28 protein-coding genes, 2 tRNA genes and 1 pseudogene are annotated in these 24,029 nt (G+C 61.4%); 20 read left to right on the forward strand and 11 right to left on the reverse strand.

Translation table 11 applies throughout. From position 1 onward, the window contains the following. Positions 1–57: 57 nt before the first annotated feature. From BB347_RS07465 to BB347_RS07485, 5 genes are all read right to left on the reverse strand, one after another. Entirely contained in the window at positions 58–1,350 is a 1,293-nt protein-coding gene (locus BB347_RS07465) for an MFS transporter (RefSeq protein ID WP_076582396.1), read from the reverse strand. A gap of 163 nt (positions 1,351–1,513) precedes the next feature. Then, positions 1,514–1,969: a peroxiredoxin gene (locus BB347_RS07470; protein WP_076582534.1), complete on the reverse strand. Its 456-nt coding sequence runs from the start codon at positions 1,967–1,969 to the stop codon at positions 1,514–1,516. 147 nt (positions 1,970–2,116) lie between these two features. Continuing rightward, complete coding sequence (locus tag BB347_RS07475) at positions 2,117–3,022, reverse strand: DNA replication complex subunit Gins51 (RefSeq protein ID WP_076582398.1); 906 nt, start codon at positions 3,020–3,022, stop codon at positions 2,117–2,119. Next, positions 3,019–4,194, reverse strand: a complete 1,176-nt coding sequence (priS, locus tag BB347_RS07480; protein ID WP_076582400.1) for a DNA primase small subunit PriS — start codon at positions 4,192–4,194, stop codon at positions 3,019–3,021. Before priS ends, BB347_RS07475 begins: the two co-directional genes overlap by 4 nt. Before the next feature lie 162 nt (positions 4,195–4,356). Further along, entirely contained in the window at positions 4,357–4,833 is a 477-nt protein-coding gene (locus BB347_RS07485; RefSeq protein ID WP_076582401.1) for a GNAT family N-acetyltransferase, read from the reverse strand. A 137-nt stretch (positions 4,834–4,970) separates the two neighbouring features. Between BB347_RS07485 and BB347_RS07490 the strand changes: the two genes are divergently transcribed. The 3 genes and pseudogenes from BB347_RS07490 (at position 4,971) to BB347_RS07495 (ending at position 8,441) form a co-directional block, all read left to right on the forward strand. Continuing rightward, on the forward strand, positions 4,971–5,477 hold the full coding sequence (locus BB347_RS07490; protein ID WP_076582403.1) for an archease: 507 nt from the start codon (positions 4,971–4,973) through the stop codon (positions 5,475–5,477). 66 nt (positions 5,478–5,543) lie between these two features. Further along, positions 5,544–5,858 (forward strand): annotated as a pseudogene (locus tag BB347_RS19920) (RtcB family protein); the annotation flags it as partial. Next, complete coding sequence (locus BB347_RS07495; RefSeq protein WP_394329262.1) at positions 5,859–8,441, forward strand: RtcB family protein; 2,583 nt, start codon at positions 5,859–5,861, stop codon at positions 8,439–8,441. It abuts the pseudogene before it with no gap. A 52-nt stretch (positions 8,442–8,493) separates the two neighbouring features. Here BB347_RS07495 and BB347_RS07500 read toward each other — a convergent pair whose 3' ends face one another. Continuing rightward, on the reverse strand, positions 8,494–8,709 hold the full coding sequence (locus BB347_RS07500) for a hypothetical protein (protein ID WP_076582405.1): 216 nt from the start codon (positions 8,707–8,709) through the stop codon (positions 8,494–8,496). A gap of 152 nt (positions 8,710–8,861) precedes the next feature. Between BB347_RS07500 and moaA the strand changes: the two genes are divergently transcribed. Next, positions 8,862–9,851: a GTP 3',8-cyclase MoaA gene (gene moaA, locus BB347_RS07505; RefSeq protein ID WP_076582407.1), complete on the forward strand. Its 990-nt coding sequence runs from the start codon at positions 8,862–8,864 to the stop codon at positions 9,849–9,851. 45 nt (positions 9,852–9,896) lie between these two features. Here moaA and BB347_RS07510 read toward each other — a convergent pair whose 3' ends face one another. Genes BB347_RS07510 through BB347_RS07520 form a run of 3 tightly spaced genes read right to left on the reverse strand, consistent with a single transcriptional unit; the run spans position 9,897 to position 13,377 of the window. Then, entirely contained in the window at positions 9,897–10,421 is a 525-nt protein-coding gene (locus BB347_RS07510) for a DUF7519 family protein (protein ID WP_076582408.1), read from the reverse strand. Beyond that, entirely contained in the window at positions 10,418–12,427 is a 2,010-nt protein-coding gene (locus BB347_RS07515) for a DUF58 domain-containing protein (RefSeq protein WP_076582410.1), read from the reverse strand. The genes BB347_RS07510 and BB347_RS07515 overlap by 4 nt, the downstream gene beginning before the upstream one ends. Beyond that, the gene (locus tag BB347_RS07520; protein ID WP_076582412.1) at positions 12,424–13,377 is read right to left on the reverse strand and encodes a DUF4129 domain-containing protein; all 954 of its coding nucleotides are present in this window, start codon (positions 13,375–13,377) and stop codon (positions 12,424–12,426) included. Before BB347_RS07520 ends, BB347_RS07515 begins: the two co-directional genes overlap by 4 nt. 297 nt (positions 13,378–13,674) lie before the next feature. On the opposite strand from BB347_RS07520, the gene BB347_RS07525 reads away from it, so the two are divergent. From BB347_RS07525 to BB347_RS19785, 14 genes are all read left to right on the forward strand, one after another. Next, positions 13,675–13,757 (forward strand) — tRNA-Ser (locus BB347_RS07525). Between the two features lie 97 nt (positions 13,758–13,854). Beyond that, positions 13,855–14,379 carry a 30S ribosomal protein S13 gene (locus tag BB347_RS07530; protein ID WP_076582413.1) on the forward strand — a complete coding sequence of 175 codons (525 nt, stop codon included), beginning with the start codon at positions 13,855–13,857 and terminating at the stop codon, positions 14,377–14,379. Continuing rightward, positions 14,379–14,900 carry a 30S ribosomal protein S4 gene (locus BB347_RS07535; RefSeq protein ID WP_076582415.1) on the forward strand — a complete coding sequence of 174 codons (522 nt, stop codon included), beginning with the start codon at positions 14,379–14,381 and terminating at the stop codon, positions 14,898–14,900. The genes BB347_RS07530 and BB347_RS07535 overlap by 1 nt, the downstream gene beginning before the upstream one ends. A gap of 1 nt (position 14,901) precedes the next feature. Continuing rightward, on the forward strand, positions 14,902–15,291 hold the full coding sequence (locus BB347_RS07540; RefSeq protein WP_076582417.1) for a 30S ribosomal protein S11: 390 nt from the start codon (positions 14,902–14,904) through the stop codon (positions 15,289–15,291). Positions 15,292–15,294: 3 nt separating this feature from the next. Beyond that, positions 15,295–16,044, forward strand: a complete 750-nt coding sequence (locus BB347_RS07545) for a DNA-directed RNA polymerase subunit D (RefSeq protein WP_076582418.1) — start codon at positions 15,295–15,297, stop codon at positions 16,042–16,044. A 129-nt stretch (positions 16,045–16,173) separates the two neighbouring features. After that, positions 16,174–16,258 (forward strand) — tRNA-Leu (locus BB347_RS07550). A 153-nt stretch (positions 16,259–16,411) separates the two neighbouring features. Beyond that, positions 16,412–16,765 (forward strand): 50S ribosomal protein L18e, encoded by a 354-nt coding sequence (locus BB347_RS07555; protein ID WP_076582420.1) that lies wholly within the window; start codon positions 16,412–16,414, stop codon positions 16,763–16,765. Next, positions 16,762–17,211, forward strand: coding sequence for a 50S ribosomal protein L13 (locus tag BB347_RS07560; RefSeq protein ID WP_076582421.1), 450 nt, complete (start codon positions 16,762–16,764; stop codon positions 17,209–17,211). The genes BB347_RS07555 and BB347_RS07560 overlap by 4 nt, the downstream gene beginning before the upstream one ends. Continuing rightward, positions 17,205–17,603 carry a 30S ribosomal protein S9 gene (locus tag BB347_RS07565; RefSeq protein WP_076582423.1) on the forward strand — a complete coding sequence of 133 codons (399 nt, stop codon included), beginning with the start codon at positions 17,205–17,207 and terminating at the stop codon, positions 17,601–17,603. The genes BB347_RS07560 and BB347_RS07565 overlap by 7 nt, the downstream gene beginning before the upstream one ends. A 12-nt stretch (positions 17,604–17,615) precedes the next feature. Next, on the forward strand, positions 17,616–17,810 hold the full coding sequence (locus tag BB347_RS07570; RefSeq protein WP_076582425.1) for a DNA-directed RNA polymerase subunit N: 195 nt from the start codon (positions 17,616–17,618) through the stop codon (positions 17,808–17,810). Between the two features lies 1 nt (position 17,811). Beyond that, positions 17,812–17,997 carry a DNA-directed RNA polymerase subunit K gene (locus tag BB347_RS07575; protein WP_076582427.1) on the forward strand — a complete coding sequence of 62 codons (186 nt, stop codon included), beginning with the start codon at positions 17,812–17,814 and terminating at the stop codon, positions 17,995–17,997. Beyond that, the gene (gene eno, locus BB347_RS07580; protein ID WP_076582428.1) at positions 17,994–19,205 is read left to right on the forward strand and encodes a phosphopyruvate hydratase; all 1,212 of its coding nucleotides are present in this window, start codon (positions 17,994–17,996) and stop codon (positions 19,203–19,205) included. The genes BB347_RS07575 and eno overlap by 4 nt, the downstream gene beginning before the upstream one ends. Beyond that, positions 19,202–20,017, forward strand: a complete 816-nt coding sequence (gene rpsB / locus BB347_RS07585; protein ID WP_076582430.1) for a 30S ribosomal protein S2 — start codon at positions 19,202–19,204, stop codon at positions 20,015–20,017. Before eno ends, rpsB begins: the two co-directional genes overlap by 4 nt. 113 nt (positions 20,018–20,130) lie before the next feature. Further along, entirely contained in the window at positions 20,131–20,256 is a 126-nt protein-coding gene (locus tag BB347_RS19785) for a hypothetical protein (RefSeq protein ID WP_257787640.1), read from the forward strand. A gap of 33 nt (positions 20,257–20,289) precedes the next feature. Here BB347_RS19785 and BB347_RS07590 read toward each other — a convergent pair whose 3' ends face one another. Beyond that, on the reverse strand, positions 20,290–21,180 hold the full coding sequence (locus tag BB347_RS07590; protein WP_394329261.1) for a glycosyltransferase family 4 protein: 891 nt from the start codon (positions 21,178–21,180) through the stop codon (positions 20,290–20,292). A gap of 62 nt (positions 21,181–21,242) precedes the next feature. After that, positions 21,243–22,358 (reverse strand): DUF354 domain-containing protein, encoded by a 1,116-nt coding sequence (locus BB347_RS07595; protein ID WP_076582434.1) that lies wholly within the window; start codon positions 22,356–22,358, stop codon positions 21,243–21,245. A 237-nt stretch (positions 22,359–22,595) separates the two neighbouring features. On the opposite strand from BB347_RS07595, the gene BB347_RS07600 reads away from it, so the two are divergent. Together BB347_RS07600 and BB347_RS07605 are read left to right on the forward strand one after the other, a co-directional pair. Then, entirely contained in the window at positions 22,596–23,534 is a 939-nt protein-coding gene (locus tag BB347_RS07600) for a DUF7283 family protein (protein WP_076582435.1), read from the forward strand. Further along, positions 23,512–24,027 (forward strand): DUF7285 family protein, encoded by a 516-nt coding sequence (locus tag BB347_RS07605; protein ID WP_076582436.1) that lies wholly within the window; start codon positions 23,512–23,514, stop codon positions 24,025–24,027. Before BB347_RS07600 ends, BB347_RS07605 begins: the two co-directional genes overlap by 23 nt. The last annotated feature ends 2 nt before the right edge of the window (positions 24,028–24,029 follow it).

Genomic DNA, 24,029 nt, shown 5'->3' on the forward strand with positions numbered 1-24,029 from the left:
TTTGTCCCAGAGACGAACGGTAACGGCGCGTATCGAGACCGATACGTCGACGCACTATCAATCGTCAGCACCGCTACTCGAGTGGGTGCTCGAGTCGCTACCGGGCGGACGTGGGCGAACCACCAGCCCGACGGAGATTGCTGCACCGACGAGGGCGAACAGGGCGAGCGTCGCGAAGAGGACGGCGACCGAGACGTGATCGAGTAAGAACCCGCCGAGAGAGATGCTGAGCGCCCCGAGTCCGAACATGCCCAGATACGTGTAGCCGTAGGAAAGCCCGCGCGTGTCCGGTGGCGTGTAGACCGCGACTGCCTCCTGATAGAAGGGCTCGATGGCGAACAGCGAGAAGCCGAGGACGAGACAGTAGGCGACGACGGCGAGCAGCCCCATCGACGACACCGGGACGAAAAGCGCCGCGAGAATCGCCAACCCGAGGAAGACGACGACGAGTCCCCTCGAGACGGCGATGCGATCGGTCAACTTCCCAGCGACGTACTGTCCAGCCATTCCCGCGACGAGCAACCCGACGTAGACGTACTCACCGAGGGAGAGTTCCTCGAGCCCGCCCGGCGGCTCGATCCCGTCCAGCGCCGGCAGTCCCTGGAGCAGTTCTGGCAGATAGGTCAACACGCCGCGATAGTAGAGGCCGACGAACGTGACGATCGCGAAGACGAGGAGAAACGAACTTGCGAACAGCGTTCGCGAATTGGTGAGGAACTCGCTCACGCCGCCAGATTCGTTTCGACTCTCAGTCGAGGCACGCTCTTCTGGATTCGTCGAATCGAGTGCCGCGGTCGGATCGAACTCGAGGCGGAGGCCGTAGAGCGTCGCCAGAATCCCCGGTATCGCGAGAATCACGACGACGAGTCGCCAATCGAACGCGAGCAGCAAGGTCGCGGTCGCGAACGGCCCGAGTGCGATCCCGACATTGCCGGCGATGCCGTGCCGGGCGAACACCGTCCCGCGGCGTTCGACGCCCGTACTGATGAGCGCGAGTCCCGCCGGGTGGTAGATGCTGGCGAGGATGCCCCAACAGAGGAGGCTAATCGCGACGGCGTAGATCGAGGGTGCGATCGCCAGCGTCGCGAACGCGACGCTCATTCCGGCGAGACAACCCAAGACGAGTCGCCGCGGGCCGTAGCGATCGACCAGCACACCCGCTGGCAACGCGCCGAGTCCGAACGGTGCGTAACCGAGGGCGACGATCACGCCGACGAGCGCGACGCTCACGTCGAAGGCCTCGAGCCAGACGACCAGCAAAATCGGGATCGCCAGTTCGAACCAGTGGACGATTCCGTGGGCGAGCATGGTGAACGAAGCGATGGCCCTGTCGTTCTCACTGAGCCCCACGGCTACGCCACCTCATCGACCGTCAGTTCAGACATCGCGACTGTCGGATACCTCGACTCAGCGCACGGGTTCGCCACCACGGCCGTCACGTCGATCGATTCGGGTGTCACTACTGCGAGGTCTTCGCCGTCGCATTTAGGGGTGCTGAAATACCCTCACTCGATCACTCGAGGTCCTCGAGCACGGCTTCGGCGTGGCCTTCGGGCGACACACCCTCGTAGACTTCCTCGATTCGGCCCTCGGGCCCGACGACGTAGGTGTTCCGGAAGACGCCGTCGAACGTGTTGCCGAACATTCGCTTCTCGCCGTAGGATTCGTAGAGCGTTGCGACTTCGCCGTACTCGTCCGAGAGCAGGTCGAACGAGAGGTCGTACTCCCCGGCGAAGGACTCGAGGTCGTCGACCGGGTCGTCGCTGATTCCGACGATGTGCGCGTCGAGATCCGCAAACGCCGATTTGGCGTCGTCGAACTCGCAGGCCTCGGTCGTACAGCCGTCGGTGTTCGCACGCGGGTAGAAGTAGACGACGAGTCGCTGGCCGTCGAAATCGGATCGGCGGACGGGTTCGCCGCGTTGATTCGGCAGTTCGAACTCGGGTGCGTCCTCGCCAACGTCGAGCATGGCCGTGAGTTCGCGACGGTCGTTGTAGGCGTTGTGATTTCCCCTTGCAGGCATTCGAGTCGTCGTTCCTGGGTCGGTACACGCACCCTGACCGAAGTCGGTTCTATCGGATGCGTTCACTGACTTTCCGCGGAGAAAAACGGCACCTCACTCGAGCGATTCGGCGGCTTCTTGCTCGAGCAACGGCGTGGCGTTCTGTTCGGGGAGCGTAACGATGTCGTCGGTCGACAGCGAGTACTCCCGCTCGTCGACGCCGAGAATCTGCCCGATGTCTCGAGTGATTTTGACGGTGACGCGTTCGACGGGCGACGATTCGTCTTCGTTGGGAGTCATGGAACCGTCCGAATCGCGTTCCGCTTCCGTCTCCGCGGATGGCTGCGAGGTGGCTTCGTCGTGGGCCGTCGGGCCGTCAGCGCCCATCACGTCCGCTGGTGTGACGCCACTCTCGTCACCATCCGCGTTCGCCACTCGGGGAGACTCATCGTCCGTAGACGCTGCCGGCGAGTCCTGGGTCGCCACCGGCGGTGCGTCGTCGCCGGGGTCCTCGGGGACAGCGTGATCGGCCGCACTCGAGTCCGATCGGGCCGGGTCGCTGGTGTCGGGCGACCCGTCGCCAGCGGCCGAGGTACTCGAGTCGCTGGCTGTGCTCGCCGGTGAGCCGATGTCGACTCCCTCGAGCACGTCGAGGACGCGGGATTTGTTCGAGGAAATTCGCTCGACGAGGTCGTCGAAAAGGTCGACTTCCTCCGCGGTCAGGCCCTCGTCGTTAGCTGGCATTCCGGCCGCGGCGAGACTCGCCTGTTTGACGAGTTTGCCCATTCGTCGCTCGTAGATGGCTTCGACGACGTCTTTGGCGGTTTCGATCTCGTCGGTGAGTCGGCCGACTTCGGGCGAGGAAAAGGGATCGTCAGCCTGTTCGGCGACGCGATCGCGTTCGTCCTCGAGATCGGCGATATACTCGCCGACCTCCTGATAGAACGAGGGGCGCAGATTCTGGAGGCTGTCCTTCTGGCGCTCCTTGCTCTGGACCGAACGCAACTCGTCTAAATTCATTCTTTCTCTTTTTCGGCTCTGCCGCGTGCCATCAGGAACACGGCAACGTACTCTCTTAGTGACTGGTCTCCCTCCGAGACCGTAAAGCTATCCCCACCGAGTTCGATCTCGCCACCCTGGGTCACGTCGACGGCGATTTCGTGCTCGCGGAAGGTCTCCGGGACGGCGTCGTCGAGCGGATCGAAGTCCGCGATTTCGTCGCGCTCGAGTCGCACCGTCTTCAGCCCGCTCCCGCCGTGGAGACTCCCCGGAAGCCGAATGAGTCGATTCGTGTCGGTCGTGACGGGCTCGTCGATCGGCGCGTTGTCGCGTTCGACGGCCTGTTTCGCGAATCGCTCGGCCAACTGCGCGACGGCCGTGTGGACGGTGACGTTACCCGCCTCGAGTTGCTCGCGGTTGTTTCGGGCCGCGTTGAGCGTTGCCGTCGCCTTCCCCTCGCCGATTCCGTCGAACGCCTGGAGTCGCTCGAGGGCGGCTTCTTCCTCCAGTTCGAGCAACTCGTCGACGAACGCCATGAGGTGGTTGTGCGTGCGCCCGCCCCAGCCGCCGTCGACCTCGAGCGTCCGTCGCTCCGTCGGCGTCTTGCGGCCGAGACCGGCGACGGTTTCGGCCTCGATCAGTTCCTCGAAGTCCATGCCGATGCCCCGAACGTAATCGACAATCTCGCGGCGATGTTCGCGCTCCAGGTGGAGGATGTTCTCGTCTCGGACGTGAACGTGGTATCCGCGACCGCCGGAGAAGACGATCTCGAGGTCGTCGAAGCCGAAATCATCCTCGAGGAACTCGAGGAGTCGCATGAGGGCATCTTTACACTTTGCGAGCATCTCGGCGTAGGAGTCCTCGCCGAGGGTTACACTCGGCAGGTGGTCGGCGTCGAGGTCGAAGACGAGGTCGGCCGATTGCCAATCCTTCTCGTTCATCGAACTCGCGCCGGGATCGCGAAAGCGCCCCGCAGAGAAGTAGACGTGGCGCGGTCGCTTTCGGACGAGAAACTCCGAAATGTCGCCTAACTCGAGGAGCGACCGGTGACGGACCATCGTCGTGTCGGGGCCGTCGGTCCAGGGGATGAATCCCCACTCGCGTTCGTTCGCCGCGGGCGGCGGCGTGATCTCTGTCCGTCGGTAGTGATCACGAAATCGACCCCGGAGATAGGCTCTCGTTCGCTCCTCCATGCACCTGACGTAGTCGTCGATACGGGACTATAGTTGTGCCGGACTGTTCTGGACGCTAGTGGTTGTAGTATATTCGACGGATTCGTGACGAGTGTTGGCGCGGTATGACTCGTAGCGGAACGTCGCTGACGGCAGGAAACAACCGGAGCGATTCGTCGCGTGTTACCGTCGCATCAGATCCGAGATTTTGTCGGTGATGCCGACGTCGGAGCCGAGTTTCAGGTAGTAGGCGTCGCCGCCGTCCTCGTAGTAGTCGTCGATTCGGCGTTTGATCTCGAAGCCGAGATGTTCGTAGAACTGGAGGGCGTTTTCGTTACTGGTTCGAGCGTGGCAAGTGATCGTGTCGTTGTCCGCTGCGACGCGGGCGATCAGTTGCCTGCCGATTCCCTCACCGCGGAGTTCGGGCGACACTGCCAGAAAGAGGATGTATCCGTCGCGACGAACGGCTGCAAATCCGACTAGCTCGCCTTCTTGAACGTAACAGTGGACCGTCGAACGACGAAACGCATCGGAGAAGAAGTTGCGTCGCTGCTTGAGTACGCCTTCCTGGCGATTGATCTCCTCTTTGAGTTGCCAGGCCGAGTCGACGAGGTCGTCGTTGCCCGGCGGGACGACACGACTGTCGATGTTGACGCTCACTAGCTGGTTCTACCAGCGTGGCCAATATAATTCCACCGGCAGCCACCGACCACACGGTCGATCGTGTCGGTTCGACACGACGTGATCGAAACCGACGGGCATACCACCATCGTCGTCGAATCCGAACGCATCGAGTAATGACACGATCACAGGACGAGCGGTTCGAACTCCGCGACCACACGGCTGACATCGCGGTCGAAGCGACCGGCGACTCCCTCGAGGACGTTTTCGGTGCCGTCGCCGACGGACTCGCAGCCGCCTCCTGTGATTCGATTCCGGAGGAGGCGACGGAGCGCTTTTCCCTCGAGGTGAGCGCCGAAGGTCGCGAGGCCCTCCTGTTCGACTATCTCGACGAACTGATCTACCTGCGAGACGTGCGAGCGGAACTCCCGGTCGACCACCACGTCGGGCAAATTCGTGGACCAGAGGACGAATCGGCGGCCGGCGCGACAGGGGCGGCCACCGACTCCGACACAGCTGCTGTCGACGAGTGGGTGCTCGAGGCCAGTGCGCGCGGCGTCTCACTCGCGGACATCCACGCTCGAGAGATCAAAGCGGTGACGTACTCGGAGATGCGCCTCGAGCGATTCGACGATGACGGCGGGCGAGACGGCTGGGAAGCGTACGTCGTCTTCGACGTCTGAACGAGATAACTGTCCGCTCGAGCGACGAGACGAAGCCCTTTCACCCTCGGGAACCGACGGACACGTATGAGCAACGCCACGTTCGACGCCGACGGAATCACGCTCGAGCAGGTGCGTGAGTACGTCTGGGAGGTTCCACAGACGGGTGACATGCGCACACCAGCTCGCATCCTGGCGAGTGAAGCGCTTCTCGAGGAGATCACGGAAGACAAAACCCTCGAGCAGATTTCGAACACGACTCACCTGCCGGGGATCACGAATCACGCGATCTGCATGCCCGACGGCCACCAGGGCTACGGCTTTCCGGTCGGCGGCGTCGGTGCACTGGACGCCGAAAACGGTTGTATATCGCCGGGAGCGGTTGGCTACGACATCAACTGCTTGTCAGGAGAGTCGGACGTACTTCTCGAGCACGGCCGTCGAATTCCGATCGAAGACCTGGAAGATCGATTCGAAACGGAGACTGCGATGGTTGCCAGCGATGAACTCACCACATCACCGATCCAACTGTTTACCGGACGGGACGACGCGGAGGTGTACGAAGTCGAGACGGAAACCGGGGATACGATCACTGCAACTCCAGACCATCCGTTCCAAACGCCGGCAGGCATGCGCCCACTCGAGGAACTCTCCGAAGGTGACGAGGTTCGGCTACAACCGTTCCGTGGCGTTCCAGACGAAGAACCCGAGGAGTTTACCGTTCTCAGTGAAGCGGATTTTTCCGACGCAAATTCACAACTCGTCCGGGCACTCGACGACCGTGGCCTGCTTCCGTTGAAGTCGACCGACGACGCGTTCAACCGGCTCCTCAAACTCGTTGGGTTTCACACTGGCGACGGTGCGATCGGAAGCGGCGGGCAGACGTGGTTTTATGGTGAGCCAGCGGATCTCGAATCCATCCAGGACGACATCGAAGCGATCGGGTTTACTCCGTCGAAAATCTACGAACGAGATCGATCACACGAGATCGACGGGAAGCGCTTCGAGACGACGGAATACAGCGTTCGAGCGAACTCGAAAGCGTTCCAGAACGTCCTCCTTGCACTCGGTGCGCCCGACGGACGAAAGATCGAATCAAACTTTACGACGCCGTGGTTCTTCGACCGGCTGCCGAACTGGCAGAAAGCGCTGTACGCCGCAGCCTATTTCGGGGCCGAAATGAATGCTCCCGCGGCACAGCACGACAAGAATCTCTACTGTCCGAAAGTCTCGCAAACACGAGTTGTCGACGTCGCTGATGCGGGCGAAGAATTCATGGCTGATCTCGCTGCCTTCCTCAGCGACCTCGGTATCGAAACGAACGAGATCGAACGGTTCGAGACCGACTCGAGTGCGGACCGTGAGACGATCAGACTTCGGCTCGGAATCAAAAACGACTCCGAGAATCTGATCCGATTCTTTTCGTCCGTCGGCTTCCGCTACAACCACGAAAAGCGTCGAAAAGCTGTGAAAGCCCTCCAGTATCTCAAAACAAAAGCAGCAGTGATCGACCATCGGGCGACGATTGCCCGCGAGGCGAAAGCGATGGCCGATGGCGGAACGCCAGCAGGTGATATCAAGTCGGAGTTCGACATCAACGAACGGTTCATCGAACGGAGTATCTGGGGTGGACGAAGCGGCCGACCGCGACCGCCAGCGGAGTTCCCTGGATTCGACGAGTACTGTGAAACCATTTCTGTTGGTGACGATTATGCCGTCTCAACTCGAATCCGATCTATCGAACTGGTCGACGAAGAGCACTCGGTATACGATATCGGTGTGGCCCACGACGCCCACAATTTCATCGCTGATGGTTTCGTCGTCTCCAACTGCGGCGTCCGAATGATGCGGACGAACCTGACCTACGACGACCTGAAAGGCCGCGAGGAGGAACTCGTCGACTCTCTCTTTGCCAACATCCCGTCGGGACTCGGCGGCGGCGGGGTCGTCGAGGCCGGCGTCGACACCGTCGACGAAATTCTCGCACGCGGCGTCGATTGGGCACTCGAGAACGGCCACGCCGTCGAAGACGACTTGCGCCACTGCGAGGACGAAGGAATGCGCGAGGGTGCGGACCCCTCGAAGGTCTCCCAGAAGGCCAAAGATCGCGGAAAGAACCAGATCGGCTCGCTCGGGTCGGGGAATCACTTCCTCGAGGTCCAGCGGGTGACTGACGTCTTCGACGACGAGGTCGGCGACGCGTTCGGACTCGAAGAAGACCAGATCGTCGTCCTCATCCACTGTGGCTCGCGCGGACTGGGCCACCAGACGTGTAACGATTATCTTCGGAAGATCGAGAAACAACATCAGGGCTTGCTGAATCAGCTTCCGGACAAAGAGCTGGCCGCAGCGCCCGCCGGCTCCCAACTCGCCGAGGACTACTACGCGGCGATGAACGCGGCGATCAACTTCGCGTGGGTCAACCGTCAGCTCATCATGCACCGTACGCGAGAGGTGTTCGAACGGGTGTTCGATCGCTCGTGGGAGGCAATGGAGATGGACCTACTCTACGACGTGGCTCACAACATCGCGAAGAAGGAAACGCACGACGTCGACGGCGAGGATCGGGAGCTCTTCGTCCACCGGAAGGGTGCCACGCGGGCGTTCCCCGCTGGCCACCCCGAAGTGCCGAAAGCGTACCGCGACGTCGGCCAGCCGGTCATCATCCCCGGCAGCATGGGCGCGGGCAGCTACGTCCTCCGCGGCGGCGAGAACTCGATGGACCTCACGTTCGGCTCGACGGCCCACGGCGCGGGGCGGCTGATGAGCCGAACGCAGGCGAAAGACGAGTTCTGGGGCGGCGACGTCCAGGACCAACTCGAGGAACAAGACCAAATCTACGTGAAAGCGCAGTCGGGCGCGACGGTCGCCGAGGAAGCACCCGGCGTCTACAAGGACGTCGACGAGGTCGTCCGCATCTCGGACGAACTCGGCATCGGCGATAAGGTGGCGCGGACGTTCCCCGTCTGCAACATCAAAGGGTGAGCGAGATTCGGACCGTAGCACGCTCGAGGAACGTGTTCTCTCGAACGCGACGCTACTGGAGCCTGTACGGGTTCTCGTCGTCCGAACTGTCGTTCTCGTCGTCGCTCTCGTAGGGCTTTCGCGCCGTGATCGTCACCGTCGCTTCGGGGTCGTCCTCGTCCGCCCAGGGACTGTCGTAGGCGGAGATCTCGAGATCGGTGACGTCCCACCCCTCTGCCTCGACGAGTTCGACCAGTTTCCGCTGATCCTCGAGCATGTCGTCGTCCATACACCTGCGTTTGCGAGTCAGTCGGGTAGGTCTTCCGCCGGTCAATTGAAACTAATTTTCCCACTAAACTGTCCGTTTTCGAAACCGAAATAGGTTACATAACGGTCCGCGAACCCAGCGAGTTTAAGCGGTTCCGTCTGCAATCAAGTGGCATGCTCACCGACGAGTTCGGGCGGGACGTGACGGGGGTTCGAGTATCCCTGACCGATCGGTGTAATTTCGATTGCGTCTACTGTCACAACGAAGGGCTCGGTGATACCCGCGGGCCGATGGATCCGCAAGACGACGAGATGTCGACCGACGACGTCGTTCGATTTCTCGAGGTCGCAGCCGAGTTCGATGTCGACTCCGTCAAATTCACTGGCGGGGAACCGATGCTCCGACAGGACTTAGCAGAGATTATCGAACGCACGCCGGACCAGATGGAGGTCTCGATGACGACGAACGGAACGTTTCTTCCCGGCCGTGCCGAGGACCTCGTCGACGCCGGCTTAGAGCGCGTCAACGTCTCTCAGGACGCACTCGACGCGGACGATTTCGCCGCCGTCACGAAGAGCGGGGCGTACGAGAAGGTTCTCGAAGGTGTCGACGCGGCGCTCGAGGCGGGTCTCGATCCGGTCAAACTCAACATGGTCGTCTTCGAGCACACCGCGGGGTACGTGCCGGAGATGGTCGATCACGTCGCGGAAAACGATGGACTCCAGTTGCAGTTGATCGAGTACATGCCCGAGCTGACGGGCAAGCCGGAGTGGAACATCGACATCCAGCGCGTCCACGACTGGCTGGCCGAACAGGCCGTCGAAATCGAACACCGCGAGATGCACGACCGGAAACGCTATTGGATTGAAACCGACGACGGCGACGGAAGGGGAATGGTCGAAATCGTCGATCCGGTCGAGAATCCGACCTTCTGTGCGAACTGCCACCGCGTTCGCGTCACCCACGAAGGCTACCTGAAGGGCTGTCTCAATCGCAACGACGACCTCAAATCGATGGGGGAGATGACCAAACCGGAGATTCGCGAAGCCTACCGTGACGTCGTCGCGAATCGCGTTCCCTACTACGGCGAGTACATGGTACAAAACGACGCCGGCGAGTGGGAAATCAACGACGAGTACGTCGGCGAGTACGCCGAACCCTGAATCGTTCCGTCGGTGAACGGAAAACCCTCGAGCGCCCGTCGTCGATTACGGCTCCGTTCGTTCGGGGCGCGTTCCGAGACCGATCGTGAGGAGGACGGCCGCGAGCAACAATGTGACGATCGCAGTCACCGGCTGTCCACCGCCTGCAACGCTGTAGACCACGAATCCTGCCGTTCCAGCAACCAACCCGACGAGCAGACTCGAGACCGCATGGACGGCCTCGAGTCGAATCGTCGTTGCTTCTCGCCCCAGTTGCTCGCCGAGGACGATTGCACTGTGTCCGAGCTCCCACGCGACGATGGCTGCAATTGCGCCGACGACGGTCTGTTCGATGGGGGGTTGTTCGAGGGCGGCGATTCCGACGGCGAGACACAGGAGTACGCCGCCGAGGTCGAGTGCCGTCGATCGCGATCGAGAGAAGCCGAACGCGAACGCGGCGAAGCCGGCGACTGCAACCGGGATTGCCCTGAACGAGCCACTCGCAGCGATCGCCGAAACGAGGGTTGCGACGAGCGAAACGGTCTGTAACGCGACGGTCGGTCGTCGCGTAATCGCGTCGTCGTCCGTCATCGTCGCCCCCTCGAGTATCGTGCGAGCGCCGCATCTAGAGATTCGTCGTCGGGCCAGTCAACGACCGGAATGCCCGCTCGCTGGAGGTCGAGTCGTCTGATCGATCGGGCGACACTCGAGAGTTGCTCTCCGGCGGTTCGGTCGGCCGTCGGATCGGGACTGACGACGGTCACCTGGTGGCCGTGGGCCTCGAGGGTGCGCGCGAGTTTTGCCGCCTCGAAGTCCAGAAGCGGCGTCAACAGAACGAGTTGACTGTCGGCGGGCAGCCGACGGCGAAGCGACCGAAGTTGGCGTCGCCATCGACACTCAGCGGTCGGCGGGCGGGTGTCGAATTGGGGGTGCGTCGCGAGTTGCGAGCGAAAGCGCGCCTCGTGATGGCGACCCGAGCCCGGTGGGAGCCAACACGCATCGACTCCATTCGAGTCGACGCCGTCTCGAGCGACGGGACCGATCGCGGCGAGCCCGACAGTGTGATCCGTATCGAAGAGCGTCGCCCCGATTCTGCCAGCGGCATCGACTGCTCGGTCGACGGCGTGGGCCGTGTCCGCCTCCGGTGCTCGGTAAGACGCTTTACGCGCGTCGACCAGAACCACGACACGAGCCGCGCGTTCTTCGTGAAACTCGAGCGTCGCGAGGTCGCCCGTCTTCGCTCGCCGCTTCCAGTCGATTCGGGCGAGCGAATCGCCGCTTCGGTACTCTCTGACGGAGTGGATCGTCGTTCCAGTCCCCCCTTTTGCAGTTCGTATTCGCCCAGTAGCGGTCGTCGTCTCGTTTCGAAGTGGAATCTGCGTGGCGAGCGGACGCATCGATGGCTCGCTGGTGAGCGTCGTCTCCGCGAACAGTGAACACTCGAGTTCCGTCGACCGGGACAGGTCACGAACGAACACGAGCGCCGGGTCGAACGTGTGTCGCCCCCGTCGAGCGGTCACGGTGTACTTGTGAACGAGTGATTCTCCCGGCCTGAAAGCGGTACCGAGTCGACTCGAGCCGCCCGTTACGGCCAGCCCGTCGGGGACGCCGTCGACGAATCGAAGATCCGGAACGAATCCGTCGCTTTCGTTCGTAATCGTGAGCGAAACCGTCACGTCGTCGCCGGGTTCGGGATCGTCGTCGCTGAGCGTTCGCTCGAGCGCCAGATCGGGTCTCGTGGGCTCGAGCGCGCGAGCGAAGCCGGCATAGCCGATCCCGACGACGCCGGCGAGGACGAGTGCGGGTGCATCGGCGAGGGCTCCGCTGCCGACGGCGAGCAGTGCGATCGCACCGACACCCATCCAGTGATTAGTCGGGTGGCGACGGTGCTGGACGAGACCCTCAGAGTCGGCAGTTGCGTGAACCGATGTCGTGAATTCGTCGCTCGAGAGCGAGTTGGTCGCCGACGACGATGACCACTCGAAGGTGGGTAGTGACTCCTCCCTACGGAGCGTTCCCCTATCGTCTTCGAGTGGATCGGCATCCCGAAGTGCGACGATCGCCGCGACCGTGTGTCGAACGCCGAGTCGAAACGGACTCTCGACGCTCCGAGTGACGACGGACTCGAGTCGCGTTCGAATCGACCGACTCGGCAACTCCTGGGGCGATTTGAGGAAGTCCGTCGCGATCTGATTCGACGACCAGGTCCCATTCGCGACTCGTGTGGCAGCCTCGTCCGTCGAGAGTCCTCGAAAGCGAGTCAAGCTAGTGACGGCAGCGCCACGTAAGCCAGCCGTAATGCGAGGACCGAGGTCCGTGGACCCGCTCATCAGCGCACGGAAGTCGGTGAGGACCGTCGAGATGGAGTGGCCGGGAGTCGGAACGGTGAGTCGGCGCTCCGGATCGGGTGTCTCAGTGTGACTTCGCGAATCGTAGCCTCGAGAGAGTATCGAGAGACCGAGTATGACGGTGGCAACTCCGACGAGGACGATCGTCTCGTCCGTCAGCCCGAACCCCGGTGAGTCGACGACGATGGCACCGACTCCGAGGAGGAACGTCGCGACGCCGAGTGCCGTCGTGATGGATTGTCTCCTCACGACAGCTCACCTCGTCCACCACGGGTGTCAGCTCCCTCGCGTTCGTCGGCGTACTCGGCTTCGATCCGCCGGAGTACCTCGATCGCTCGGCGTTCTCGAGTCTGCGTCGTCGCTTCGCCGCCGTATCTGACGTCCTCGAACAATCGAGTTAGTTCGTCGACATCGTCTCGATCCAATCCGGCATCGGTGGCTGCACGAGCGAATTCGCGCGGCGTGCTCGAGGCCGGCCGGTCGACCTCGAGGAATTCGGTCATCTCTCTCCACGCGCGGTAGACCTCGTTGTCGAACTCGTCGGCCGACTCGAGTCGGTCGGCCGCCACGCCTGCGGCGGTTCCGACGGCAGCGCTCACGTCCGCCGGAGACTCGGCGTCGGTCGGGGAATTTGCGTCGAGTCCGGAACGTTCCGACTCAGAGCGTCCGCGCGTGAGGAACACGCCGCCGAGGAAGATAGCCGTGAGCAACGCGAGCGTGACGAGCAACGGTCCGGGAGAGATGGTGGTATCGGTGTCCGCCGAACCCGACGTCCCGTCGGATTCGTCATCACCACCCGCCAGTACCTCTTCCATCGGTTCGACCTCACTCCCGGAAACGGAGACGAACTGAAGGAGCGTATACACGATTACTACGAGAAGAAACACGGCGAGTAGCGTGATCGCGACGATTTTGACGGCTTCCCGTCTGTGTGCGAGAAAGTACCAGACGACTGCGATTGCCAACACGATGAGAACGGCATAGATCAGGTACTCGAGAAACGGTGGAACCCCACCGTCACCAGCCGATCCGGGAGTCATCGGCTGACCGGTACCCTCGCCGTCTCCGGGGTCACTTCCGGACCCCGACCCGTCGCTCCCGGACTCGAGCGGTGTGCGAATCGTCGCAGCGACGAGCGCGGTTGCGACGATGGCACAGCACGCGATTGCAATCCGACGGATCGAGAGAGAGTCTGTCACTTGATGTCCCCACGCTGTCGTTGTCGCTATCGTGTCGTCGGACGATAATAAATCGATGCGATTGCACTCTTGCCTGTAACACCGGTAATCCATCGAATCGGATCGGACGATTCATAGGGTGTGCTGTGATACCACGGCGGAAGGATCAACGGCGAAACACGGGTCAAACTACCAGAGCGAGGTTACCCGGACGTCGCTACCTTTCGTTGCGCTTAAGTACCCGTCGGCGGTAGGTTTGGCTGCAATACGTGTAGGGGTGCAGTCCCCGAGTCCGTGAGGGCGATGATAGATCACGGTGTTGTGGTAGCCAAGCGGCCCAAGGCGCATGGTTGCTAACCATGTGGCGTCAAGCCTCCGGGGTTCAAATCCCCGCCACAACGTCGGATATGCTGGCGACACGACGTCAGTAATCACTACACCGGCGACTTTCGCCGGTCGGTTTGCAACGCGCGCATACCAGACAGACATACACGACACATGAGCGAGGAAGAACCTCAAGAACAACAGGACGACGAAGATCTCCAGTACTTCGTCCGCATCGGGCAGACTGACCTCGATGGGACGAAGTCCGTCGAGCGCTCGCTCTCGGAGATGAACGGGATCGGTCGACGAACCGCCCGACTCATCGCCGACGAAGCGAGCGTCGACCGAACAGCGACGTTCGGTCGACTCGACGACGACGTCATCGACGAGGTCGTCGAGATCGTAGAGAACTACGCTGCTGAAGTACCGGACTGGCTCAACAACCGCCAGTCGGACTTTTACACCGGCGAGACGACTCACGAGATCGGAAACGATCTCCAGTTGACCCGGCAGCACGATATCAACCGGATGAAGATGATCGACTCCTACAAGGGCTCGCGCCACAAGCGCGGCCAGAAGGTCCGCGGCCAGCGTACCAAGTCCACCGGTCGTACGGAGGGCACCATCGGAGTCAACGTCGAAGAAATCCGCGAAGAACAGGCAGAGGAAGCTGCCGCCGAAGAGGAGGATGACGAATAATGCCCCTCGGAACCGATACCAAACAGTACGAGACACCGAATCACCCATATCAGGGTGAACGCATTGCCTCCGAGCACTCCCTGCTCGACCGCTACGGCCTCTCGAACAAAGAGGAACTCTGGCGAGCACAGTCCGAACTTCGCTCCTACCGGCGCGAGGCTCGAGAACTGCTCGGCCAGGCCCAGGACGACGAGACCGTCATCCGCCGCTCCGAGGAGTTCCTCGGTCGACTCAAACGCGTCGGCATTCTCGACGAAGCCGACGAACTCGGCGACGTCCTCTCCCTGGAAATCGAGGACGTCTTAGAGCGCCGTCTTCAGACGGTCGCCTACCGCAAGGGACTGGCAAACACGCCACAGCAGGCCCGACAGTTCATCGTCCACGGCCACGTCGTGGTCGGTGACCAGCGCCAGCGCATCCCATCGTACGTCGTCGATGTCGACGAGGAGGACCTCGTCGCGTTCGACGAAACGAGTCCACTCGCGGACGATCTCCACCCAGAACGAGCGGAGGGTCAATAACATGAGCCAAGACGACGACAAGTGGGGAATCGCCCACGTGCACGCATCGTTCAACAACACCGTCATGACCGTGACCGATCTTACGGGCGCGGAGACGATCGCTAAGTCCTCCGGCGGGACGGCGGTCAAACAGAACCGAGACGAAGCGTCGCCGTACGCGGCGATGCAGATGGCGGAATCCATCGCCGAGGAGGTCAAGGCCGCCGGTATCACTGGCCTGCACGTCAACGTGCGCGGTCCCGGTGGAAATCTGCAGAAATCCCCCGGCCCCGGTGCACAGGCGACGATCCGCGCACTCGCCCGCTCGGGCATCGAGATCGGACGCATCGAAGACGTCACGCCGATCCCACACGACGGATCGCGCGCACCAAAAGGAAAGGGCGGCTACTAGACCATGACTGAATCGTACGACGTCGAGTTCGTCGAACGCGAGGATCGTGACGCACGCTTCCTCGTCCGCGGTGTAACACCCGCATTCGCTAACGGGATCCGTCGCGCGATGCTCGCCGACGTCCCGACGATGGCGATCGACACCGTTCGGTTCGTCGAGAACTCGTCGGTCATGTTCGACGAGCAACTCGCGCTCCGACTCGGACTCGTTCCGCTGACGACCCCACCCGAGGGAGAGTTCGGCGAGGACGAGGCCGTCACGCTCTCGATCGACGTCGAAGGGCCGGAAACCGCGTATTCGGGCGACCTCGTGTCGAGCGACGACCTCGTCCAGCCTGCGGACGAGAACGTCCCGATCATCGACCTCAAGGACGGCCAACGTCTCGAGGCCGAGGCCGACGCCGTACTCGAGCGTGGCAAAGATCACGCGAAACACCAGGGTGGCGTCGCCGTCGGCTACCGACACCTCCAGCGTGTCGACGTTGGCGACGATATCCCCGAGTTCGAAGAGCAAGAACCACAGATCGTTCGCGGCGTCATCGAAGACGATGGCGAACTTATTCCGACGAGCGAATTTGATCACGACCTCTCCGAGCGCTATCCAGGAAAGGAAGTGACGGTCGAAGACGTGCCAAACGCCTTCGTCTTCCGCGTCGAGACTGACGGCTCGTTCTCCGTCGAGGAGATCGTTACGCGAGCCGCCGACTCGATCGAGGCGCGTGCGACCGAACTCGAAGACGCAGTACAGCTGTAGACATGATCCGACGCCCCAACACCTACGCGAACGAGACCGCTGCCGGCGCCGTGAGCGACGAGACCGGTACAGCCTCGTTCACTGGAATCGAAAGGGGTTTGAAGGGGCGACGGATAGACGGAAGTGCGAGCAGGGATAGCCAAGTCAGGCCAACGGCGCAGCGTTCAGGGCGCTGTCTCGTAGGAGTCCGCAGGTTCAAATCCTGCTCCCTGCATCCACTTCTATTCAGCCGATCACGAAGAAACTCCGGCGACGAGTCGACAGCCCGTCGACCACCGTCGGAGTTCGATCGGCAGCATATCGATTCCAACAGTACTCGAGACACGACCGATCGTGTCCTCGAGCCCGCAGTATTTGGAGGAAATCAATGAGTAGCAAAACCAATCCGAGGCTCAACGATCTCATCGCCGAGCTGAAGTCGACGTCCCGCGAAGCGGACGCCGACGTCTGGCGAGACGTTGCGGATCGACTCGAAAAGCCCCGTCGCACCCACGCTGAGGTGAACCTGGGCCGCATCGAGCGATACGCACGCGAAGAAGAGACTGTCGTCGTTCCCGGCAAAGTGCTGGGATCCGGCGCACTACAGAAGAATGTCACCGTGGCCGCCGTCAACTTCTCTTCGTCAGCAGAGACGAAGATCGATCAGGTCGGCGAGCCAGTACCGCTCGAGCAACTGCTCGAAGAGAACCCAGAAGGATCCGACGTGCGGGTGATTCGATGAGTATCGCAGAATTCGACGCGGACGTCGTCGTCAACGCACGTGACTGTATCCTCGGTCGCGTCGCCAGCGAAGTCGCACAGCGAGCGCTCGACGGCGAGCGCGTCGCAATCGTCAACGCAGAAGACGCCGTCATCACCGGGGACAAAGAGGACGTGTTCGGAACCTACCGAAAACGCCTCGAACTCGGTTCCGACCGTGGTCCCTACTACCCGAAGCGACCGGATACGATCTTCAAGCGCTCCGTTCGCGGAATGGTGCCACACAAGAAGCCACGCGGTCGCGAGGCGCTCGACAACGTTCGCGTCTACGTCGGCAACCCCTACGAAGACGACGATGACCGCGAGGCCGAAGTTCTCGAGGGCACGTCGTTGGACCGCCTGTCGAACATCCGCTTCGTCCACCTGGGCGAAGTCTCCGATCAACTCGGTGCTAACGTCACATGGTAACGAATACGAGTGGGAAGAAAAAGACCGCCGTCGCCCGCGCGACCGTCGACGAGGGCGAAGGTCGTGTCCGAATCAACTCCAAACCAGTCGAACTGGTCGAACCCGAAATGTCGCGGCTCAAGATGCTCGAGCCGTTTCGCATCGCTGGCGACGAACTTCGTAACGAGGTGGATATCGACGTTCACGTCGAAGGTGGCGGAATCAGCGGACAGGCAGACGCTGTCCGAACCGCTATCGCTCGCGGAATCGTCCAGCATACGAACGATGCAGAACTCCGCGATGCGTACATGGAGTTCGATCGCTCGCTGTTGGTCAACGACGTTCGCCAGTCCGAACCAAAGAAGTGGGGCGGCCCGGGCGCTCGGGCGCGCTACCAGAAGTCCTACCGCTAAGGTGATTCAAGTATGATGGTACCGGTCCGGTGTTTCACCTGTGGCACTGTCGTCGGCGAACACTGGGAGGAGTTCGACGAACGAGCGAACGAGGGCGACGAAGACCCACAGAAGGTCTTGGACGAACTCGGCGTCGAGCGCTACTGCTGTCGGCGCATGCTCGTGAGTCACACCGACCTCGTCGACGTGGTCTCCCCATACCAGTAACATGCAACAGGAACATCACAACCGCTACGAGAAGGCACGCATTCTCGGCGCACGAGCGCTGCAGGTGTCCTACGGCGCGCCGGTGTTGATCGAATCGGAGCAGACCCAACCGATCCTCATCGCCGCCGAAGAGTACGACGCTGACGCGTTGCCGTTTACCGTCAAGCGGGGGTACGATCGAAAATGACGCTCATCACCGACGTTCGGCTCCGACGGATCCTCGACTCGCGGGGGAACCCGACTGTCGAGGCTGACGTCGTCACCGAAAGCGGCGGATTCGGCCGTGCTGGCGCACCAAGTGGTGCCAGTACGGGCGAGTACGAGGCCGTCGAACGGCCGCCTGCGGAGGCGATTGCCGCGGCCCGTGAACACGCTGTGCCGCGACTCGTCGGTGAGGCGTACGCCGGGAACCAACGAGAAGTCGACACCATTCTACACGCTGCAGACGGAACGGACGACTTCTCGAAGATCGGTGCGAACAGTGCGGTCGCCATCTCGATGGCCGCCGCAAAAGCAGGTGCCGACGTGCTCGGCGCACCCTTATTCCAGCACCTCGGTGGTGCGTTTCGCGGCGAGAACTTCCCGATCCCGCTCGGAAACGTCGTCGGTGGTGGCGAACACGCCGCCGATGCGACCGACATTCAGGAGTTTTTGGTCGCACCAGTTGGCGCGCCCAGTATCGAAGACGCCGTCTTCGCGAACGCCGCCGTCCACGGGGTCGTCGCCGAATTGCTCGAGGAACGTGACGTTCCATCGGGCAAGGGCGACGAAGGTGCGTGGGCACCGTCGATCGACGACGAAGCGGCGTTCGAAATCGTCGACGAGGCGGTTTCGCAGGTCGAAGACGACGTCGGCTTCGAGATTCGATTCGGTCTCGACGTCGCGGCCGCCGAGATGTACGACGCCGACTCGGAAACCTACGAGTACGAGTCCGCGGGCATCAACCGCGACACCGACGAGCAGATCGAGTACATCGCCGACCTCGTCCGTGAATACGACCTCGTCTACGTCGAGGATCCACTCGACGAGAATGACTACGAGGCGTTCGCCGATCTCACCGACAGAGTCGGCGACCGGACGCTGATCTGTGGCGACGACCTCTTCGTCACCAACACCGATCGACTCACCGAGGGCATCGACCAAGGGGCTGGAAACAGCATCCTGATCAAGCCCAACCAGATCGGAACGCTTTCCGACGCCTTCGACGCGATCGAACTCGCGACGGAGCACGGATACGATTCGGTCGTCTCCCACCGTTCGGGCGAGACCGAGGACGCGACGATCGCACACCTCGCCGTCGCGACCGACGCACCCTTCATCAAGACGGGTGCCGTCGGCGGCGAGCGAACCGCTAAACTCAACGAGCTCATCAGAATCGCAGACGACGCGACATGACAGATAACGACGCAACCCAGGAAGGGCTCGACGCTGCCGAGTCGGAGATCGACGAGGAGCCAGCAGAAGGTGCTGGTCCCGCCGCCGACCCCGACGACGACGTCGAGCCAGCCGACGAACAGTCCACCGACGCCGAGGCCGACGCGGCCGACGCTTCGGAAGAACCAGTCACTGGCGAGGACGCCGACGACGCCGGTCCAACCCTCGACGACGACGTAATGTCCGACGAGGAAGCGGACCTCCTCATTCCCGTCGAGGACTACCTCGGTGCCGGTGTTCACATCGGGACCCAGCAAAAGACCGACGACATGGAGCGGTTCATCCACCGCGTCCGAACCGACGGTCTGTACGTGCTGGACGTCTCGAAGACCGACGGCCGTATCCGAACGGCCGCGGACTTCCTCGCGAACTACGACCCAGAACAGATTCTGGTCACCTCGAGTCGTCAGTACGGTCGCTTCCCAGCGGAGAAGTTCGCCGAAGCCGTGGGCGCTCGTGCCCGTACCGGTCGCTTCATCCCGGGAACGCTGACGAACCCCAAGTACGACGGTTACATCGAGCCTGATGTTCTCGTCGTCACGGACCCGATCGGTGACGCCCAGGCAGTCAAAGAGGCGATCACGGTCGGAATTCCAGTCATCGCGATGTGTGACTCGAACAACCAGGTCAGCAACGTCGACCTCGTCGTCCCGACGAACAACAAGGGTCGCAAGGCCCTTTCGGTCGTCTACTGGCTGCTCGCCAACGAAGTCCTCGACCGCCGCGGCGCAGAGCCGTCGTACTCGCTCGAGGACTTCGAGAGCATGGTCTAACCCGTTGTAATCGACGCTGTTCGTTTTCGACACTGTGTACTGCCATATTGGCGCTCATCGTTCCTAGCGAGTGCGAACAAAGGAATTACGTAGCGTCCGGGGCAACGACGAGTATGCTCGAGTCGCTGTTCGACTTCGAAACGGAGAAAATCCCGCTTCCAGTTGTGGCTGCGACAGCGGCACTGATCGCTATCTTCGCCGTTGGGATTCCAGTCCGACTGCTAGTCGGATTCGGGTAGGTTATCGGCCGATATCGTCGCTGATAAGCGAATTCACGCGTCAGCGAGACAGCGTTCGTAGACGCCACGGAGACGCGTCCCCATCTCGGCGGTCGTATACTCGGTCACTCGCCTTCTCCCATCTGAGGGCTCATCACGCTCGAGGACTGCTGCCAGTTCCTCGCGGAGTGAGTCCACGTCGTTTGCGATTGCAGAGTTTGACACGTCCTCGAGTACCTCCCGGGCAAAGCCGACGTCGCGCGAGACGACTGGCGTGTTGCAAGCGGCAGCCTCCTTGAGCGACATCGGGCCGCTTTCGAATCGTGAGGTGATCAACACGGCGTCAGCGGCATTGAGATAGGACGGCATCTCGTCGTAGGGCTCGTTGGCGACCGTTCGGAGGCTCACTTCGTGCTCGAGTTCGTCGACGACACGTCGTGCCAGTGGGTAATTCTTTTCTTCGCGCGACGGTGCGTAGGGAAAGAGGACGATCCGTTCGTCGGTGGGCCACTCAACGCGTTCACGCGCCTCGGCTCGAGGAATCGGTCGAAACTGAGTCGTATCGACGGGAAATGGGACGACGTGGCTCGGTTGGTCGACGCGATCTGCCATCGTGTTCGAGGGAACGACGATCCGATCGCTTCGAGCGGTGAACCGTTCGATGATCGACGCGAAGGGGTTGTCTCGATACTCGCCGCCCCAGAGGGTCGAAACGACCGGTAATTCGGTTCGTGGGAGCGACGCTGCGGCGACGGCGAAGGGGACGGTGAGGCCGTAATTCGCGTGAACGAGGTCGTACTCGCCCCTCGACTCGCGGAGTACCTGTGGCAGATACTGCACGTAGTCGAAGGGCGTTCGACGACTGACAGCGTCCTCACGAGCACGGTGCTCTCCGGGAACTGGAACGGTCGTCACCTCGATACCGGCGTGCTCGAGAGCGGTCATCTGTGTTTGATAGAAACTGCGCCAATCAGTCGTGGTGAGGCTGAGAACGTGCATATTCCTGATCAGTTTGGAATCGAGTCGTTGCGCTCGTCCCTCGTTGCCTCCGATGTCTGGGGTGTGAGACGGTCCGTCGTCGAAACGCCACGCTCGTGAAGTTGGGAAATTACGTACGCCGTAACGTCTGTCGTCTCCGACAGGAGCGTCTCACGTCGATCCGCCCAGGTCGCTGTAGCAGTCGGATCACGATCGATTCGTTCGATGACCTCGAGCGCCTCGGCTTCTCGACTCGTACGAAACGATCGAACGAGCCCTCGGTCTTCGAGTTCGCGGAATTTTCCCATTTCGTTCTGACCAGCAAATGGGCTGATCCGAACGGTTGGCGTGCCGAGAACGCCGGCCTCGAGCGTTGTCGTCGCGACTTCGCCGACGACGATGTCGGCGAACGCGAGTAAGTGATGAAACGACTCCGGTGGAACGGGAAGAGGTTCACCGCCCATCGGAACCTCATCGTCACCCTCGACGGAGACGTACACGTCGCCGTTCGCTGCAAGCATGTCGGTGATCTCCTGTCGGCATTCGGGCGAGATACCGTTCTTTCCGACGTCGTGATTCCCCTTCCACGCACCGAATCGGAGCACGGCGTATCGGTCGTCGGGGTCGACACCGTGTCGTCTGAGAATCGACTCGTTCGGCTCGAATCGACTCGGGTGGAGATACGCAAGTTCGTGAAATCCTGGGTAGGTAACGTGGTCCCCACTGTATCCCTCACGGAAGCTCTCCGGTGTGTAGATCGTGTCCGCAAACGGAGTCGTCAGACGGTTCCCACCATTGATCGCCGTCTCGGTGTCGATGTAGACGTGACTCCTCGCACCGACGAGCGTCGCGACGTGTGTCGCTGCAATCCCGTGACTGGAGACGATAACCGCTGGCTCGATTTCACGTGCTCGTTGAAGCAACCGATATTCGTATCGTACCTGCGTCAGCCCCAATCCGAACCACCCGTCGGGTTCTCCACACAGGAGTTCGTACTCGATCCGATAGGCGTCGAGCAGTCGCGTCGTCACACCCTTCTCCCGAGCAAACACGTGCACGTCGTGTCCCACCGCCTCGAGCTCGCAGATAACGTGTTTGAAAAAGTGCACGTTCGCTGCATGCTGAATCGTGATGATGATATCCATACGATCGGCTCGTCTCGGAATACCCACTACTCAGCCATTATTATCGAATCCATAGAAGCGTCCGACTCTGTGAAATCGACCTCGAGGACGTAACGATCGTCGAATGTAAAACATCACTGTGATGGTATGGTCGGGCGTTTGATCTCACGAAGCGAACTGGTAATCTGTCGTCGCCGCCTGGTAGGTCGAAGCTGATACCTGCGGACATTTATATACGAAAGCGCGGCCAACCCGGCCATGGATTGGGAGGCCCCTCTCGACGGATGGTACGTCTTTTTGGCCGTGTCCCTCGTCAGTATCGCGGTTGCTGGTCTGGTTCTCGGCCTTCCAACGGGACCACCGCCAGACGCGCCCGAAGCAGCCAACGCGATCGAACCGGTTGCCGCGAGCGACAGCGAATCGAGTTCGTCGTGGGAGTACGACGCCGAAACTATCGTTTTCGACGGTTCGACGCTCGAGTTAGCGAACGATCACGGCACTGCACACGCGAGTGTAGACTACGACACCTTCGTCGTCCCGGTAAGCGGGTCTGATCGGTTAGAAAACATTACGCACGGCGTCGCGTTCGAAGACGAATACGAAGCGGAACTCGCCGACGGCGATACACATGCGGTTAGCGAGTTCCTCGCGGACGCCGGTGACCGATACGACGAAAACAGTGGCACGGAACTGACCGCAAGCGGTGAGTTAGTCACCAGACAGATCAGCGTCGAACCGGATAGCGATTCGCTCGATCCGCTCGTCGAAACTGTCGAGTTCGAGACGACGACGTCCGAATTCGGGATCGGCGGCGCATCCATTACCGGGATCGGCACCGTCACTGCATCGTACGACGGGGTCGCTGGCAACGAACTCGAGTTAGACGTCGACGGCGAGTACGTCTGGCTAGACGGTACGTCCATCAGCGACGCAAGCACCTCGGAGGTGATTCCCGGCCGAACTGGAACACTCGACGTAGAAATCGAATCGTCGAACATCAACCGCCCCGGTAGCGAACCGGTCGATGCGACACTCGAGTTCGACGACGGCGAGACGTGCGAACGCGAACTCGGGTTCGACACGACCGAAACGTGTACGAATTCGATCCCGCGAACGGCAGCGTTCGACGATGACGAACCGTTTGTCGACTACAATACAGAGACTGAACACTATCATGTCACACTCGTCAGCGTCTAGAGGCCAAACCGAACCGATCGCCGCACTCTTCGCCGTGATGGCACTCATCGCCGGCGTCGGATTGTACACCGTCTACGTGAGCGATGTCCTTCCGGGAACGAGTGATCGCACCGTCACAGAGACCGCCATCGACAACGTTTGGGACGACCTCGAGGACGCCGAGCGTGGCACCTTCCCGGCCTACGAGTACGAATCCGAGATGGACCAGGAGATGCTCGAAGCAATCCAATCCAACTCGTTGCCAAACGGCGAGAACGTATACATAGAGGTCAGGGCCTACGATGACGGTGAACCGACCGTCTTCGCTGCTGCACACTTCAATTCTGACGGCGACGACCTGCGTGACAGACAACTTCAGTCTACCCACAGTGACTTCGGTCCGCCTCGAGCGGCCGGTGAACCGGATGAGACGGACATTTCCACGCGATCAATCTCCATCGAGGTCACGGAAGCCGACGTCCGAGGTGGGACCGTACACGTGGAGGCCTGGTAATC

The organism is Natronorubrum daqingense (assembly GCF_001971705.1).
Taxonomy (GTDB): domain Archaea; phylum Halobacteriota; class Halobacteria; order Halobacteriales; family Natrialbaceae; genus Natronorubrum; species Natronorubrum daqingense.